15 protein-coding genes are annotated in these 17,203 nt (G+C 41.7%); 4 read left to right on the plus strand and 11 right to left on the minus strand.

What is annotated here, in order from left to right; genetic code table 11:
- Nucleotides 1–68: 68 nt before the first annotated feature.
- Together L0M85_RS02690 and L0M85_RS02695 are read left to right on the plus strand one after the other, a co-directional pair.
- Nucleotides 69–1,079 carry a lactonase family protein gene (locus L0M85_RS02690; RefSeq protein WP_042361161.1) on the plus strand — a complete coding sequence of 337 codons (1,011 nt, stop codon included), beginning with the start codon at nucleotides 69–71 and terminating at the stop codon, nucleotides 1,077–1,079.
- Nucleotides 1,080–1,155: 76 nt separating this feature from the next.
- The gene (locus L0M85_RS02695; RefSeq protein WP_023023803.1) at nucleotides 1,156–1,341 is read left to right on the plus strand and encodes a hypothetical protein; all 186 of its coding nucleotides are present in this window, start codon (nucleotides 1,156–1,158) and stop codon (nucleotides 1,339–1,341) included.
- Between the two features lie 103 nt (nucleotides 1,342–1,444).
- Here L0M85_RS02695 and eno read toward each other — a convergent pair whose 3' ends face one another.
- Nucleotides 1,445–2,749 carry a surface-displayed alpha-enolase gene (gene eno, locus L0M85_RS02700; protein ID WP_000022824.1) on the minus strand — a complete coding sequence of 435 codons (1,305 nt, stop codon included), beginning with the start codon at nucleotides 2,747–2,749 and terminating at the stop codon, nucleotides 1,445–1,447.
- Between the two features lie 186 nt (nucleotides 2,750–2,935).
- Here eno and L0M85_RS02705 point away from each other — a divergent pair, with 186 nt between their 5' ends.
- Entirely contained in the window at nucleotides 2,936–3,379 is a 444-nt protein-coding gene (locus tag L0M85_RS02705; protein WP_023027060.1) for a DUF1694 domain-containing protein, read from the plus strand.
- A 308-nt stretch (nucleotides 3,380–3,687) separates the two neighbouring features.
- Here L0M85_RS02705 and L0M85_RS02710 read toward each other — a convergent pair whose 3' ends face one another.
- The 8 genes from L0M85_RS02710 to L0M85_RS02745 all read right to left on the minus strand — a co-directional run bounded on the left by L0M85_RS02710 (nucleotide 3,688) and on the right by L0M85_RS02745 (nucleotide 14,717).
- Nucleotides 3,688–4,821, minus strand: coding sequence for a glycerate kinase (locus L0M85_RS02710; protein WP_238656432.1), 1,134 nt, complete (start codon nucleotides 4,819–4,821; stop codon nucleotides 3,688–3,690).
- 91 nt (nucleotides 4,822–4,912) lie between these two features.
- The gene (gene ezrA / locus L0M85_RS02715) at nucleotides 4,913–6,637 is read right to left on the minus strand and encodes a septation ring formation regulator EzrA (protein WP_238656433.1); all 1,725 of its coding nucleotides are present in this window, start codon (nucleotides 6,635–6,637) and stop codon (nucleotides 4,913–4,915) included.
- A gap of 86 nt (nucleotides 6,638–6,723) precedes the next feature.
- On the minus strand, nucleotides 6,724–8,673 hold the full coding sequence (gene gyrB, locus L0M85_RS02720) for a DNA topoisomerase (ATP-hydrolyzing) subunit B (protein ID WP_006595946.1): 1,950 nt from the start codon (nucleotides 8,671–8,673) through the stop codon (nucleotides 6,724–6,726).
- A 12-nt stretch (nucleotides 8,674–8,685) separates the two neighbouring features.
- Nucleotides 8,686–9,249: an HAD-IA family hydrolase gene (locus L0M85_RS02725; protein WP_006595945.1), complete on the minus strand. Its 564-nt coding sequence runs from the start codon at nucleotides 9,247–9,249 to the stop codon at nucleotides 8,686–8,688.
- A 179-nt stretch (nucleotides 9,250–9,428) separates the two neighbouring features.
- Entirely contained in the window at nucleotides 9,429–9,986 is a 558-nt protein-coding gene (locus L0M85_RS02730) for a DJ-1 family glyoxalase III (RefSeq protein WP_238656434.1), read from the minus strand.
- 1 nt (nucleotide 9,987) lies between these two features.
- Complete coding sequence (locus L0M85_RS02735; RefSeq protein WP_238656435.1) at nucleotides 9,988–11,232, minus strand: FtsW/RodA/SpoVE family cell cycle protein; 1,245 nt, start codon at nucleotides 11,230–11,232, stop codon at nucleotides 9,988–9,990.
- A 16-nt stretch (nucleotides 11,233–11,248) separates the two neighbouring features.
- Nucleotides 11,249–12,256: a YeiH family protein gene (locus L0M85_RS02740; RefSeq protein ID WP_048789356.1), complete on the minus strand. Its 1,008-nt coding sequence runs from the start codon at nucleotides 12,254–12,256 to the stop codon at nucleotides 11,249–11,251.
- A gap of 1 nt (nucleotide 12,257) precedes the next feature.
- Nucleotides 12,258–14,717 carry a bifunctional DnaQ family exonuclease/ATP-dependent helicase gene (locus L0M85_RS02745; protein ID WP_048789355.1) on the minus strand — a complete coding sequence of 820 codons (2,460 nt, stop codon included), beginning with the start codon at nucleotides 14,715–14,717 and terminating at the stop codon, nucleotides 12,258–12,260.
- Between the two features lie 158 nt (nucleotides 14,718–14,875).
- Here L0M85_RS02745 and L0M85_RS02750 point away from each other — a divergent pair, with 158 nt between their 5' ends.
- The gene (locus tag L0M85_RS02750) at nucleotides 14,876–15,517 is read left to right on the plus strand and encodes an MBL fold metallo-hydrolase (RefSeq protein ID WP_048789354.1); all 642 of its coding nucleotides are present in this window, start codon (nucleotides 14,876–14,878) and stop codon (nucleotides 15,515–15,517) included.
- Between the two features lie 38 nt (nucleotides 15,518–15,555).
- Here the strand turns inward: L0M85_RS02750 and ftsX are convergent, their stop codons facing one another.
- Nucleotides 15,556–16,482 (minus strand): permease-like cell division protein FtsX, encoded by a 927-nt coding sequence (gene ftsX / locus L0M85_RS02755; protein ID WP_048789353.1) that lies wholly within the window; start codon nucleotides 16,480–16,482, stop codon nucleotides 15,556–15,558.
- Entirely contained in the window at nucleotides 16,475–17,167 is a 693-nt protein-coding gene (gene ftsE / locus L0M85_RS02760) for a cell division ATP-binding protein FtsE (RefSeq protein WP_006595938.1), read from the minus strand. Before ftsE ends, ftsX begins: the two co-directional genes overlap by 8 nt.
- Nucleotides 17,168–17,203 lie beyond the last annotated feature (36 nt).

Consider the following 17,203-nt stretch of genomic DNA (forward strand, 5'->3'; position numbering starts at 1 on the left):
TTCACCTAATCGTTTTCCATCCCCTTCTTTTCTGATATAATGGAGCTATCAACAAAGTCGAGGTGCATGTGATGCAAGATATTTATTTCGGAACCTATACCAAACGAGACTCTAAAGGAATTTATAAGGCTTCCTTCGATGAAAGAACTGGTCAACTTAGCGACTTAGAACTAGTTGCTCAAGAGCCAAACCCAACCTATCTCGCTTTTTCAAAAGCTGGTTTCTTATACAGTGTGGGTGCGGAGCAAGGTCTTGGCGGCATTGCAAGCTTTAGTCCTGATCACCAGTTAATCAATCATGTGGTCGAGGAAGGGGCGCCCCTCTGTTATGTCTCTGTTGATGAGGCGCGTGGCTTGGTCTATGGAGCTAACTACCACAAGGGACAAGTCCTCTCATATCGCATCCATGAAGATGGTCATTTAACCTTTGTCGACCAAGCGACTCATCAGGGTTCTGGACCTCACGAAAACCAAGCGAGTCCCCATGTACATTATGCAGATCTCACTCCCGATAAGCTACTCATCACTTGTGATTTGGGTACCGATCAAGTAGTGGTCTATCAAGTCGATGATCTTGGTAAACTAACGAAGACTCAAACCTATCAAACAGCTCCAGGTGCTGGTCCACGTCATATCATTTTCCACTCTCATTACAAGACCGCCTACCTCATTAACGAATTAAACGCTACCATCGATGTCCTTTTCTATGACGGACTTGGCTACTTTGAACATTTCCAAACCATCTCAACCCTACCTAAAGAGTATGAAGGTCAAAAATGGGCCGCTGCTATTCGCCTCTCAGAGGATGGGAAATTCCTCTATGCCTCAAATCGTGCCCATAACTCCATTGCAGTTTATGAAATCTTGGCAGATGGTAGCTTAGTGCTTCTGGAAATCGTTCCAACCAATGGACTCAATCCACGTGATTTCATTCTTAGTCCGGACCAAGAATATCTCATTGCAGTTCATCAAGATTCAGACAATGCCACTGTTTTTAAACGCGATAAAACGAGTGGTAGATTGACTGAATTAAGCCATGATTTCCACGTACCAGAGGCGGTTTGTGTCCTCTTCAACTAACAATCAAAACGCTTGCTAGTTTGGTTAAAAAGTGATTAAATAGTGATAATAATAAATAGGTTATAGGAGAAAACTCATGAACCCAATGGATTTATTTAACCAAGTCAAAGAAATGATCGAAAAGAAAGATTTCGATGCTGCTAAAAAATTTATCGATGACAACAAGGATAACCTTGGTGACTACTTAGAACAAGCAAAAGCTCTTGTTGCTGGAAACGATCTAGTGAGCGGTGCTGTTGATAAAATCAAAGGCTTATTCTAATCCCTAAAATTCTCAACTACTTGGTTGAGGATTTTTTGTTTAGCTCGATAGCAAAAAAAATCCTTGAGAAAACTCAAGGATCTTTTTAGTCTAGTAAACTAGCTTATTTTTTCAAGTTGTAGAATGATTTCAATCCACGGTATTCAGCTACTTCACCAAGTTGATCTTCGATACGAAGCAATTGATTGTATTTAGCGATACGGTCTGTACGTGAAAGTGAACCAGTCTTGATTTGTCCTGCGTTTGTTGCAACTGCGATGTCAGCGATTGTTGAATCTTCAGTTTCACCTGAACGGTGTGATACAACGGCAGTGTAACCAGCTTCTTTAGCCATTTCGATAGCATCGAATGTTTCAGTAAGAGTACCGATTTGGTTAACTTTGATAAGGATTGAGTTAGCTGCTCCTTCTGCGATACCCTTTTCAAGGTATGAAGTGTTTGTTACGAAGAAGTCGTCACCAACCAATTGAACTTTTCCACCAAGACGTTCAGTAAGAGCTTTCCATCCGTCCCAGTCATTTTCATCCATACCATCTTCGATAGTGATGATTGGGTATTTGTTAACCAATTCTTCAAGGTAGTCGATTTGTTCTGCAGCAGTACGTACAGCAGCGCCTTCACCTTCGAATTTAGTGTAGTCGTAGACTTTACGTTCTTTATCGTAGAATTCTGATGATGCACAGTCAAATCCGATGAATACGTCTTTACCTGGTACATATCCAGCAGCTTCGATCGCAGCAAGGATTGTTTCAACACCGTCTTCAGTTCCTTCGAAACGAGGAGCGAATCCACCTTCGTCACCTACGGCTGTTTCAAGACCACGAGATTTAAGGATTTTCTTAAGAGCGTGGAAGATTTCAGCACCCCAACGAAGAGCTTCTTTGAATGTAGGCGCACCAGCAGGTACGATCATGAATTCTTGGAAAGCGATTGGAGCATCTGAGTGAGAACCACCGTTGATGATGTTCATCATTGGAGTTGGAAGAACTTTAGTGTTGAATCCACCAAGGTAGCTGTAAAGTGGGATTTCAAGGTAGTCAGCAGCAGCACGAGCTACAGCGATAGACACACCAAGGATTGCGTTCGCACCCAATTTACCTTTGTTAGGAGTACCGTCAAGAGCGATCATTGCACGGTCAATAGCTTGTTGATCACGAACATCGTAACCGATGATTGCTTCAGCAATGATGTTGTTTACATTGTCAACAGCTTTTTGAGTTCCAAGACCACCGTAACGAGATTTGTCACCGTCGCGAAGTTCAACCGCTTCGTGTTCACCAGTAGAAGCTCCAGATGGAACCATACCACGTCCGAAAGCACCTGATTCAGTATAAACTTCTACTTCAAGTGTTGGGTTACCGCGTGAGTCTAGGACTTCGCGAGCGTAAACATCAGTAATAATTGACATTTCTTACTCTCCTTTGAGTTTAAATTTTTTACACCTCTATGATACCTTAAAAATACGCGTTTTTCAAGAAAAAACGTTATCTTTGTGCAGATTTTCCTTAACTTTAGCAAGAAATCGCTTTCTTTATCTTGAAATCCAGCTCCATTCGTTTGTCATTTTGTAGTTAAAGTATGATATACTATTCTTATGACTGATCTATCTAAAGAAATTATGGAAAAGGCCCACGGTGGCTTAAAATTAAATCCTGATGAACAACGTCGCTTTCTAGGTACTTTTGAAGAGCGCGTCCTAGGGTATGCTGATTTAAGAACAAGCAACAGTCCTCAGCTTCAAAAGGGCTTTTTGAAGGTGCTTAAAAGCTTCAGTGAGCAAGCTGACCCTCTCTTTGTAAAAATCTCCCCAAATGTTGATTCTAGCGTCCAATTGAGCTATCTAAAACAAGCAAAAGAGTTCGGTTGCCAGGCTACCATTGTTTCGGAAGAGCATGACTCCTCTCCTTTTGGGCTCGTGATACATACAGATGCACCAGTGACCACTACTGACAAGGACCTTCGCTCTGCTTTTGCAGATCTCTGGGAGGAAGAAAAGAAACCGAGCAAACCTTCTCTTTGGAAGAAATGGTTTGGTTGATCATGACTGTCCCTTAGACATTTTATTAGTATTAAACATTAGATGAAAAAAAGCGGTTTAACCGCTTGAGTATGTAGACAAGCTATTGTTTTACATAAAACAGTTAGATGATTATCAAAAATGACTTTTAATTTTTAGTTATTTACGAAGATCAAAAACTTTCCGCTGTGAGAAAAATGCCTGAAACATAATTGTTTCAGGCATTCGGAATTATTGAGACCTTAGGCTCAATAATTAGTCATGGAACTTTGAAAAAGTTCGCTGACGTCCGTACTCACCTAAGGAAAGTTTTTCTGAAGACTTTATCTTCAATTTGAAGCGGTTAAACCGCTTTTTTCTATGCTTAATAGATTTCCGATATTTCTAGCTGTAAAGAGAAGATTTTCCCTCGCATTCTTCAGAAGTTGCTCTAAACTATCGGGATGTTTCGTAATAGAAAAGGCACCGACTATATTTTCAAATGGGAGACTTGGTAAATCATCTGCAAGACTGCCACAAATGGCTATTACTGGGATCCCCTTTGGGGTTCGTCTCGCAACCCCTATCGGAGCTTTCCCGGATAGACTCTGATGGTCCAGTCGTCCTTCACCGACAATAACCAAGTCTGCATTGGCTACTTTGGAGTCAAAGTCGATCAGATCTAAACAGCTATCGATCCCTGATACCAGTCTCGCTTGCGCGAAGACACAAAGACCCGCAGCAAGGCCACCACCAGCTCCCATCCCTACTTGAGTCAAAATACTTGGACAGTGCTTTTCGTAAAAGCTGTAAATAGCTTGATCCACTTGCTCAAACATATTGGGACAGAGCCCCTTTTGTTTTCCAAAAATATAGGTCGCACCATCTAGTCCACATAAGGGATTGGAAACATCTGCTAAGACCTGTATCTGGACATCATCTGGGATCTTGAACGTTTCCTCTTTACGGATGGAATCCCATTCTAAAAGACTTTGTCCACAGGCCTTTAATTCTCTTCCTTCTCGATCATAGAAGTGGTATCCTAGACCCGCAGCAAGACCTAGCCCCCCATCATTGGTCGCTGTTCCTCCAACCCCGATATAAATCTCCTTTTTCCCCTGTTTGATTAAATAACAAATCAGTTCACCAATTCCTCGGGTTTCTAGGTCAAGTGGACGGCGTTGATCAACTGGAATTTTTCCTAAACCGATCAAGTCGGCTACTTCAAAGAGAGCCAAAGAATCCTTCTCCATATACCGCATTTCTACCGGCTCTCCAAATGGACCTGTGACAAGGGTAAAAGTTTCCTTCAATCCCAATGAGTAGCTGATGGCATCCACTGTCCCTTCACCACCATCTCCAATAGGACAGGTGACCGGTTCTACATCGAGGAGAGACTGACGCAAGCCTTCTGCAATCATTTCTGCTACATCTTTCGCAGGTAAGCTTTCTTTGAATGAATCTGGAGCAATTAAAACTTTCATGGACTCATCTCCTTTTTCTATCCTTCCCTTTCCCATCACAGCTTCATCTCCATAAAAAAACATCCAGGAATATTCTCCTGGATGTTTTAGATTAGAATCGGATGGATTCTCTTGTTTTTTCAAATGAGGTAACAAATCTCTCTGTTACTCCTGGTTCAACTGTTTCCAATGCTTCTGAAATGACTTTGAATGAAGCAGGATAGTCATACTCTTTTTCAAAGATGTACAAGGCTTCATCAAACGCTGCTTGGACATGATCGTCGAATGAACGATAGCGATTTGAGTATTGAAGCAACTGCTCTGTTAGAGTAGCATATTGTACTAATTTGTAAGTTTCTTCCTCTAACTCTGTCATATCGTTGGTCAAAATATCCAGGAGACGGTTGGCGTTTTCGATATTGACACGACGACCTTCTAACTCAGCCAAGAGAGCTTCTGTGTTATCACTTGCAGTGAAGAAGATAGTTAGGAAGGATTGAGGAATTCCAGGTAAGTTACGCTTATCCATGTAACGCTTAATGGCATGTAAACGGTTGGCGTAGATATTTACCTTTTGACGAGCATTGGTGTCGTCTTTCTCAATCTTAGACAAGGTTTCGCTCAAAGCAATTTGATCATCTTCAATCTCTTTCAGACGTTCTTCAATCGCTTCTAACTCTTCTTGAAGGATAGAGTAGGCTTTTTGAGTTTCAGATGTATCCTTCAAGGCATCTTCTACAACGAGCTCTTGAGCTGTTAATTCAGCTTCTAACTCCTTCAAATGATTTTCCTTAAGTTCTTTACTTTCAAATGTTTTGCTGAGACGTTCAACTTCTTCTGCTAAACGCTTGTTATTTTCCTTAGCATGGGCAAGGTAACCTGGTAAGGCTTTGACCAATTTTTCAACAACTTTGTGTGATTCAATTTCACGAGTGAAAATATCATACAAGGCGTTGATTTCTTCTTGAATCTGCTCATTTTCATAGAGCGCATTATCTAATTCAAGAGCAGCAACATTTTGTAGGTTGGCTTTCAAAGCTGCATGCAATTGTTGGAAACGTGCTTCCAAATCAGTCTCTGTAAAATGATAACCAGATTCCAAAAGTTTGCGATGACCAGCTTCCAAATCTTCCAATTGATCAGGAAGAGTTGTTTGGACATCCTTCACAATTGCAGGAACTTTTTCGACAATGTGCGTCAAGGCTACAATATGATTCTCAGCTGTATCCAAAATTTCTGCAGCTTCAACAGGGTCACCTGATGAATTCAAGGTTACAAATTTTGAAAACTCAACTTGAATATTTTCAGCTTGCTTCTCAATTTCGGGAAGCGCTGGGCCGTATGCATCTGGATCAGAAGCTACTTGTTTTTGCAAGTTTTCAAACATATCCAAGGCATGAACAACACGTCCGCTATTCTTTTCTTCTTTTTCTTTTAATTCAGATAAAGCTTGACGGATGGCCTTGATATCTTCATCAATCAATTGAACCTGACTCTCAATATTTCCAATCGCTTGCTTTGCTTTTAAAAAACGGAAAGAATTATTGTAGCCTTCTGCTTCAAAGAGGTTGTTCTCGATATCAGCAAAAGAATTGAGGGATAGGTCCACCCATTTTTGATTCCATTCACGAAATGCAACTTGACTTTGACCAATCAAATGCATATTCTTCACAGCCTCTACTTCATCATTTACCGGAAGGTTATATAACTCTTCTTTTCGTTCTTCCAGAGATGCCAGTAAGGCTTCGTTACGCTTTCTCAATAAGACTGCCACTACATATCCTAAAACCAAGAGGACCCCAATGACAATAATGAGAATAATTAGTCCACGAGACATATAAAAACTCCTTCATTAAATTACTTGAAAGTAATCGTAGTTATTATATCATAAATATTCGAATAATTGGCAAATATCGCAGAATTTTATACATCAAGTGTACTATATTCGGCATTTTCTTCGATAAATTCACGGCGAGGTTCTACTCGATCTCCCATGAGCATATCAAAAATCTTATCTGCTTCTGCTGCATCATCAACTGTTACACGCGCCATGAGGCGGTGTTCTGGGTTCATCGTTGTTTCCCAGAGCTGGTGATCATCCATCTCACCCAAACCTTTGTATCGTTGAATCGTTGGTTTGGAACGACCTTCAGAATAACGTTCAAGAGCCTCAGCCAATTCAGCTTCTTGGTTGGCTCCTGGCTGGATGTATTCTTTGATCTCACTACCAACTTTTACACCATAGATTGGTGGTTGGGCAATGTAAACATAGCCTGCCTCCAAAACTGGTTTCATATAGCGATAGATCAAGGTTAAGAGGAGGGTTCGAATATGAGCTCCATCGACATCGGCATCTGTCATGATGACTAATTTTTGATAACGGGCTTTCGATACGTCAAATTCTGCACCAAAACCGGTTCCCATAGCTGTGAAAAGACTACGAATTTCTTCATTGGCTAAAATCTTATCCATGCTGGCTTTTTCCACGTTGAGGATTTTCCCACGAATAGGGAGAATTGCCTGGAATTCGCGGTTTCGACCTGATTTAGCAGATCCTCCGGCAGAGTCTCCTTCGACGATGAAGAGTTCTGTCTCAGCTGGATTGTTAGATGAACAGTCTGCTAATTTACCAGGAAGGTTTGAGATTTCTAAACCTGATTTCTTACGGGTGACTTCACGGGCGCGCTTAGCAGCAACACGTGCTTTTGCAGCCAAAATTCCCTTTTCAACAATTTTCTTAGCAATCTGCGGATTTTCCAACAAGAAATCAGAGAAGGCATCGCTGAACAAGCGGTTGGTAATCTTCACCACTTCAGAGTTTCCAAGTTTTGTCTTGGTTTGTCCTTCAAACTGTGGATTTGGGTGTTTGACAGAAATCACTGCTGTCAACCCTTCCCGGACATCTTCCCCTGTTAGATTTTCTTCATTGTCCTTGAGAAGCTTATTCTTACGCGCATAGTCGTTGATAACACGGGTCAAAGCTGTACGGAAACCTTGTTCATGAGTCCCCCCTTCATGGGTATGGATATTATTGGCAAAACTCATGACAGTTTCGTGATAACCAGTCGTGTACTGCATGGCTACTTCAACCGTGATATCATCCAATTCTCCATCGGTATAAATCGGAGTTTCAAAGATGACATCCTTGTTTTCGTTGATGTATTCTACATAACTAGCAATCCCACCCTCATAGTGGTAATCTTTCGTTTGCTCCTGCCCTTCACGCTTGTCCGTGATCGAGATCCGTAAGCCACGGTTCAAGAAGGCTAATTCTTGAATCCGTTTGTTCAACTTGTCAAAATCAAAGACGGTTGTTTCTGTGAAAATCTCTGGGTCTGGAGTAAAGTGAACAGTTGTACCAGTTCGATCAGTTTCACCGATCACTTCAAGATCTGCAACGACTTGCCCACGTTTGTATTCTTGGTAATGAATTTGACCATTCTTATGGACGTGCACATCCAACTGAGTCGACAAAGCATTTACGACGGATGATCCAACTCCATGGAGTCCACCAGAAACCTTGTAACCACCACCGCCAAATTTTCCTCCCGCATGGAGAACGGTAAAGACAGTCTCAACCGCTGGACGGCCCGTTTTTTCTTGAATGTCAACCGGAATACCCCGTCCATCATCGACGACTGTAATCGAATTGTCCGCTTCGATAAAGACTTCGATATGGCTAGCAAAGCCTGCAAGGGCCTCATCGATTGAGTTATCGACGATTTCCCAGACCAAATGGTGAAGACCTTCTTTAGAAGTGGATCCGATATACATCCCCGGACGCATCCGAACTGCTTCTAAACCTTCTAAAACCTGAATTTGACTGGCATCATATTCTTGACCAGTCGTTTCTTGCTTCAATTCTTCTGTCATTCTTTCCCTTTTCTAATTAAAAATATAGGCACTTAATTGATCCATTGAGTCGAACAAATAGGTCGCCATGCCAGCTCTCTGACCAGCTTCGATATCGATTGGGCGATCTCCAATCACCAAGCCAGACTCAATCGCATACTTGTCTTTTAGATACAACATGGACGTAGGATCTGGTTTACGTGGAAAACCATCATCAGCAGTCACAACTTCTGTAAAGTAATGACGAATCCCTGTTTTTTCTAAGATGGTCTCTACATGATGGTCACGGTGAGAAACCAAAAAATGACGGGCTCCTACAGCTGTTAGACGATGCAATAACTCCTCAGTCCCCTCGAATAAGCAGGGGATTTCAAGAGCTTCTTTCTCTCGCTGTTTATACTCTCCCAAAAAGTCTGGAAGGTCTGAGGCAAACTGCTGAACAGCATAATCCGTGGAAACCTTTAAAGCTGCATAAACGGAATCATGATCAGCCTCCCTTTGGAAATACTGTAAGGTCGCTACAAAAGCTTTTGTAGAGGTCTCATAATTGTCCAATAAAGTCCCACCAAGATCCCATATAAAATCATGATAATCCATAGCTCCAATTATACCATAATTTTCAAAAAATTGCTTGTAAAGTCAATGTTTTCACGGTTTTTTTACAGTCATCTCCCACCTGTTTTACTTTCATTCAAAAAGCATTTATATTTTGACAAAACTAGCCTATAAAAAAATGAAGACAGGAATTTTCCTACCTTCATTTTTCTTCTCGACAACTATGGGGCCGATGTTCCAAAAACATCTTGATAGAGCATCCCTTCTCTCAATGCTGTGGCATCTCCCCCAAAATGGTTGACCAGGGCATAGGAAAAAGCAAGTGCTGTTGCAGGACCCCGACTGGTCAAAATGTGACCATCCTGGACCACTGCTTCTTTCACATAATGCTCTCTTCCAATTTCTTTTTCAAAGCCATCATAGCAGGTATAGCGTTTTTCATCAAGTAGTCCAGCTCGATCCAAGACAATCGGAGCTGCACAAATAGCTGCTAGAGTTTTTCCTCGTTCATGGGCTTCTTTTAAAGACTGGATCAAGCCCTCATGGTCGCGTAGATTTGCTGCTCCCGGCATCCCTCCTGGAAGGACAATGCCATCAAAATGATCCAACGAACCGGACCAGACCTCATCAACCTTCACTGTGATCCCATGGGAACCTGTCACTTCTGGATCAAATCCAACCATCAAACACTCGATTGCTGCTCTTCGCAAAACATCGACAACGGTCAAGGCTTCGATTTCCTCGAAACCATTTGCTAACATCACTGCTACTTTTGTCATATCAAATTATTCCTTTCTCGTGTAGTCGACTCAATTGTTTCTGTCTCAATAGTCGACTTTCTTTTTTCCGTTCTTCACTCACCCTATTTTGATGGCTCATGGATAATAATAAACCAATCCCAATAAGGTTACTCACAATAGCGGATCCTCCTTGTGAGATAAATGGCAAGGGAATTCCAGTGAGAGGCAAGATCCCCGTTACAGCCCCAATATTCTCAAATATGTGGAAGACCAGCATCATGATGAAACCAGTTGAGATATAGGTGTAAAATTGATTATTGGATTTCAGGGTAATGCGCAACATCTTATAAACTAGAAACATGTATAAGAGAAGGAGGCACAGTCCTCCTACAAATCCAAAATCTTCCGCGATGACCGTAAAAATCATATCACTCTCCCTGACCGGGATTAACAGATTAGATACATTAAAACCTTGCCCCAATAGACCACCGCTGGCAATGGCCAGCTGTCCCTGAGCCTGTTGGAAGGTCATGGTTTGTGCATAATCAAAAGGATTCAACCAGGCTAAAATGCGATTCATCTGATAGGTGGGCATCCCCAGAGTTTGATGGAGAAAGGCCCGCCCACCGTCGGATAGAAAGACGGCCAAAAAGAGAGCAATTCCACCTGCGAGGGTCAAAAAGACTGGTAATATGATTTTCCAAGAGACCCCTGAAATAAGGACTACTCCTGAGAAGATAGCCATAAATACCAAGGAGGTTCCAAAATCATGTTGAAAGGCTAGAAGCCCTAGGACCGGTATGGTATAGGCAGCAATTTGGAGAATGAGAAAAAAGTCTTTTTTTAGCGTCCGATTTTCTTCCCTATTGTTTCGTAAAAAATGAACAATCGCACGAGAGACCATCAAAATATAAGAAATTTTCATAAATTCTGATGGCTGAAAGAGGCTGATCCCCTTGTAGGCCACCCAGTTTTTAGAACCGGTCGAAGCAACCAGGTTTGGGTTGTAAAAATAAAGGGGCAAGACCATTAAGACCAAGCCAAAGACATACAAATAGGGCGTTACTTTCCATAAAAATTCTGTATTAAAGAGCATAACGACAAAACTAATCATACATCCTAAAACAATCCAGGCAACCTGTTGGCCTAAAATAGACCAAACCAAGTCAGGATAATCATTCGAAACTGCAATGTAGACTGCCACCACACCAAATGCTAATAATAACAAAACAGTGGTGATCAAGGAGAAATCTCCTCTAAGTTTGAAAGACAGACGTCTCTTCATTTCATCTCCCTTTCATTTAAATTTCTAAAACATGTTGAAGTAGCAAACTAGAAATGGATACAGCTAGCCAGGCCACAAGGCCGATGAGGAGAGGAGCCACCCCCTGCTTACGGAAGGCCTGAATAGATACTTGACTTCCAATGCCAACCAAGGCCATGGCCATCAAATATTGTGACAACCATTTACAGAAGGGAATCCAAGAACTTGGAAACCAGCCAAAGGACGTCACTAAAGAAGCCAAAAGGAAGTAAAAAATAAACCAAGGAACAATTTTACTCAATTTCACTTGCTTCCCTTCTCGATCCTGTTTCGACCGTCCTAGAAGTTTTAGTCCCAACATCCCAAAACAGATTGGAATTATCATCAAAGCTCGGGTCAACTTCACAACCGTAGCCACTTCACCCGCTGCTTTACTATAGGAAAATGCGGCCGCTACAACAGATGAGGTATCATTAATGGCCGTTCCTGCCCAAAAACCAAATTGCCGATCCGTCATAGCAAGGAGGTGACCAAAGAAAGGAAAAAGGAAAACCGCTAGGATATTAAAGAAAAAGATGGTCGACATGGACAGAGCAATGTCATTTTCATCAGCTTCTAGAACAGGAGAGGCTGCCGCGATTGCAGAACCTCCACAAATAGCTGTCCCCATTCCAACCAAGGCTGTTAAGATCTTCGGAGCTTTTAAGAGGTAGCCCATTGCAAAAGCAGAGAAAAAGGCAATACTGATGGTCGGTAGACTAATGACCAAAGAAGATAGTCCCAATTGGGTCACCTTTTGAAAAGACATGGTAAAGCCCATCAAGATAATGGAATATTGCAAGAGTTTTTTCCCTGAATAGGCTAGTCCCGGCCTGCTATTTTGAGGCAAGAGTTGACTAGCATTCAAGAGAATCCCACATAGGATAGCAAAGAGACTAGAGCCAAGGATAGGTACTGCTTTTCCTAACACCATAGATAGTCCTGCTGTGAGAGCGGCTAGCAAGACACCGGGAACATACTGAGTTCCATTGGGTTTTTGATTCATGTTAACTCCTAAATTGTTCAACAACTTCTTTTACTTCTCCTGTCTTAGCAATGACAAGAGGAGCTATTTTCTCTAAACTAGCTTGAATCTGCGAACCATATTGACGATTTAATAAGCGTTGATCTAATAAAATGACCAGAGATTCTTGCTCGCTCGAACGACTCGAGCGTCCAAGAGCCTGCTTCAAGCGTAAGATAGCTAGTGGCAAACTATAATCATAGAAAGGATTTTTCCCTTCTAGACGCAAGGTTTCGTGCAGTTTTTGCACGAAGAAATCACTTGGATTATCAAAAGGAATGCGAGGAATGACTTGAATGATTTTTGCTTGCTGGGCAAAATCGACCCCTTCCCAAAAACTACCGGATCCTAAAAGGACGGAAGCTTCCCCTCTATCAAATCGGCGTTTAATAGTTGCTGCTTCACCATTCTTATACTGAGCCAGATGACCCACTGTCATCAGCTGAGAAGTTGCTAAAAGCAAGTCCTTGGAAGTGAACAAGGCAAAGAGAGGCAAGCCAGTACCTGCTAGATCATCCAAATAACTTGCTAAAGAGCCAGCTAATTCCTCTTGCGTCAAATTGGTCAAATCAGGAAATTCTCGATCGATGAAGATGGTTTGCCCTTGATGATAGGACAGTTCTTTCCCAATGAATTGGTAATTCTCAATTCCTAAAATCGAGGCTAGATTGACCTTTTTACTAATGGATAAGGTAGCTGAGACCAAGAGAAGTCTGGTAGTTGTTGGAATAAAGTCTTGAAGGGAAACCAAGCCCTCTCTTCCAGACTGCAAGCGAATTATCGGATGCTGATTCTCTTGTGTACGATCAATCCAAAAAATTTGAAAACGAGGATCAAAGACCGTTTTTAATGCAGCCAAGACTGGACTATCTAGTTCAGATAAATCCTGGCGAATTTTTTTCACCTGTTCCGGTGTTAGTTCGACCTTTCTGCTACCCGATTCAAGATGTTTGAGTAGAGCATTCAATTCAAATTGGAGACTTTCAAGGATCCGTCGTTTCAACAAGGATTTTTCTATTTCAATCTCCCGTTGCAGATCTAGCATGAAATCCGATAAGGATAAGGAAGCCCTTGAAAACTGCTCCAATGAAAAATAAAGTTTTTGTGCTTCATCCACCACTAGAGTCCGATTTTCTACTAGAGAAGGATCATCCTCTAATCGAGTCAATAAATAGGCATGATTGGTGAGCAAGACTCGACTCATTTTGGCTTTTTCTTGACCGAGACGCCAAAAATCTTCTGTGTAAAATAAAGATTTTTTTGATAGCTTCCCATCATGACGGATTCGTTGAACAAAATTCCCGTAACGATGGAGCTGCCCTACTTCGTTTAGATCACCCGTCCTTGTTTGGGTCAGCCAGACTAGCAATTGCATTTTGAACCGATTCCAGAGGCGATTTTCCTCTGGTTCATGCAAGATTCGAAAGAACTCATCCAGTTTTAGATAATTTTGAGGACTCTTTAGGCTATGAAAAGATGTCTGAAAAACGTCCTCAATCGTCTTAGCTTCCTGTTGCATGATTTGGTCTTGTAAGACCTTGGTTGGAACACTGACAACAATCTGGTCCCTTGTATGCGCTAGTAAGGGAAGGAGGTAGCCATAGGTTTTTCCAATCCCAGTAGGTCCCTCGATAAAGGTTGCTACTTCTCTTGAAGACTGAAGACTTTCTTCAATTGACTGGGCAAACTCTTGCTGCAAGGGACGGGGTTCCATGCCCATTAACTGGATATTAATATCAAACTGATCAGAAAAATTCTTGGCATCTCTTTTGATCAGAGGCTTACGAAGAAAAATCCCATGGTGAGATGTCAAGTCCTCTTTATGAAAAGCTCCCGCATCCTCGAATGCATCCTCTATCAAGAGTCTCGACTCGTAAATCAGATTATCAGAAAATGATAGCAAGGTTTCCACCAATTCCCTCGGTAAGGAAGCAATCGTTTCACGAAGCTTAAGAAATAGCTGGGCGGTTGCTTGCGCATCAGAAATAGCTGAGTGAGCATGGTCTAGAGTAATCGCAAATTCTTCACACAGGCTACTTAAATTATATCTTTCTAGGGTTGGGAAAAAGACTTGGGCCAATTCAACCGTATCGATCCGGGGGGTTATGAGCTCAAAGCCTTCCCAAAACAATGATTCTGCCAAGAGATTGGCATCAAATTTGACATTATGAGCCACAAAGACAGCATCTTCAATCAGTTCGTATGCTTGTCTGGCCACCTGTGAAAAGTCAGGGGCCTTCCTGAGTTGCTGATTGGTAATCCCAGTCAGTTGGCGAATATGTTCGTCTAGTTCCTCATGGGGGTTGACATAAGTCTCATAGGTCTCTACAATCTGCCCATCTTGAATGATGACAATCCCGATTTGAATAATTTTTGCATTGCTGCTTGCACTGGTTGCTTCCAGGTCCACGACAGCATATTTTCTTTTAACATTCGTTGTCATAGCACTTAAAATTATATCATTTTCCGACTCGCTTTGCTTGGTATTTTATGACATTGAAAGGGCCAAATCCAGCCAAGGGACGATTCTTCGGTTTCTAGAGGCGTTTTAGTCAGCTATTTTACAATATTTTTGATAGACTAATAGAGAAAGGAGCTCTTATGAAAATCCACCGCATTGTCAATCCCATCGCTTATGAAAACACCTACTTGCTTGAAAACGAGGACTATCTTCTGGTCGTTGATCCCGGGAGTGCTTGGGATCAAATTCGCAGCCGCATCGATCAACTCGCAAAACCAATTGCTGCTATTCTCCTCACCCATACCCACTACGACCATATCATGAGTTTAGAGAAGGTGCGGGAAACTTATGGCCATCCACCTGTTTATGTAGATGCTCATGAAGCAGCTTGGCTTCAAAGTCCTGTGGACAATCTTTCTGGTTTAGACCGCCATTCTGATTTAATGGATGTAGTCTGCCAGCCAGCCGAAGAGCATTTTGACTACCGAACAGATTATCAATTAAAAAACTTCCATTTTTATGTCCTTCACACACCTGGACATTCCATCGGAGGGGTCTCCTTGGTCTTTCCTGATGACCACCTTGTCTTGACAGGAGATGCCCTTTTCCGAGAAACTATTGGACGGACTGATTTGCCGACAGGAAGTGGACCCCAACTCCTTGAAAGTATTGAGACACAATTGCTCACTCTTCCATCCTCTTATGCAGTATACCCAGGACATGGGAATGATACCACTATAGGTCATGAAAAAATGTTTAATCCCTTCTTTCGAAATCGATAAAAAAGGAAGTTCAGATGAACTTCCTTTTTTGTATATTCTTAAATCTTCAAGAAACGTCTCATTGAAATAGAAGAGCCAATCGCTCCAATTAAAATACCGAGACCAAACAGTCCTCCGACCATAATCGGAACAAGAAGGTTTGGACTATATAAGAACAATTTCTGATCTTGTAGAGTATTGTACATAGACTTGTAGACAATATTATAGACATAATAAAGCAAGAGAGCTGGTGGAATTGCACCAATCAAGCCAATCCAGGCACCTTCCAAAAGGAATGGCGCACGAATATAGCCACTCTTAGCACCAACCAGACGCATAATCTTGATTTCTCGACTTCGTGAAATAATGGTAATCCGAATCGTATTAGAAATCAAGAAGACCGCGATAAAGATTAGTAAACCAGCACCAATCAAGCCCCAAATACGGATGAAGTTTCCGAGAGCAAAGAGGCGTTGAGTATCAACTCCCCCATCTTTTACTTCAGATACCCCTTCGATCTTCTTAGCGGCTTTAGAAACTTCTTTTACGTACTTAGGAGCAGTTGTCTCTACAAAATAGGCATCATAGAGTGGATTGGCATCCCCGTCAAAAATTTTCCAGTTGTTACCAGCAGTCTTGATCAAGTTTTCATATTGTTCTTCCTTGCTAGAGAACTCAACTTTATCAACATTCTTCATGGCTGTCAACGCATTATAGACTTTCTTGTAGTCCTCATTATCAACCATCTGGCCTTCTTTTTCGATCTGCTGGCTTTGATCTTGGATATCCTTGCGCATATAGACAACAATCCGTACACTATTTTGAATATCATCTGATAGCTTGATCGTATTCGCAATAACTGAGGCAAAAATCGCTACAAGTCCAAGTGTAATCATCACCGAACTAACCGCAGCAATGGTCATCCAGCCATTCCGTTTTAAACTTTTAAATGATTCAATGAGATGGCGGAAAAATCTTCTAATCATCGTATCCGTACTCTCCTTCCGCTTCATCCCGTACAACACGGCCATTTTCAATGGCGATAACACGGTGACGAAGTGTATTTACAATTTGGCTATTATGAGTCGCCATCAAAACAGTGGTACCTTGCAAATTAATTCGCTCTAAGAGGTTCATAATTTCCCAAGAGTTATCTGGGTCCAAGTTCCCTGTTGGTTCGTCCGCAATCAATACTTTAGGATTGTTGACGATGGCACGCGCGATAGCGATCCGTTGTTGCTCACCACCTGAAAGCTCATTTGGGAATGAACGAACCTTGTGTTTCAAACCAACAAGGTCTAAAACTTCCATTACGCGTTTTTTAATGTTGCGACGACGCTCTCCGATTACTTCCATTGCGTAGGCAATATTTTCATAAACGGTCTTTTTAGGAAGCAATTTGTAGTCTTGGAAGACTACCCCAACGTTCCGACGCAACATCGGAATATCACGTTTTTTGATTTTATCTAAATCAAAACCAGCAACTTTCAAGCTACCTTTATCATGCTTCACCTCACGGTAAAGCAAGCGAATAAAGGTTGATTTACCTGCACCAGAAGGTCCTACAATATAGGCAAATTCTCCTGGTTCAATATGAACGGTCACTCCTCGAAGAGCTGTCGTTCCGTTGTCATACTTTTTGACAACATCTTTCATTTCAATCATTGACATGTATTGAAAATTCCTTTCCACATTTTATATAGAAGG

The sequence above is a fragment of the Streptococcus sp. DFI.7.26 genome (assembly GCF_022240605.1).
Classification (GTDB): domain Bacteria; phylum Bacillota; class Bacilli; order Lactobacillales; family Streptococcaceae; genus Streptococcus; species Streptococcus xiaochunlingii.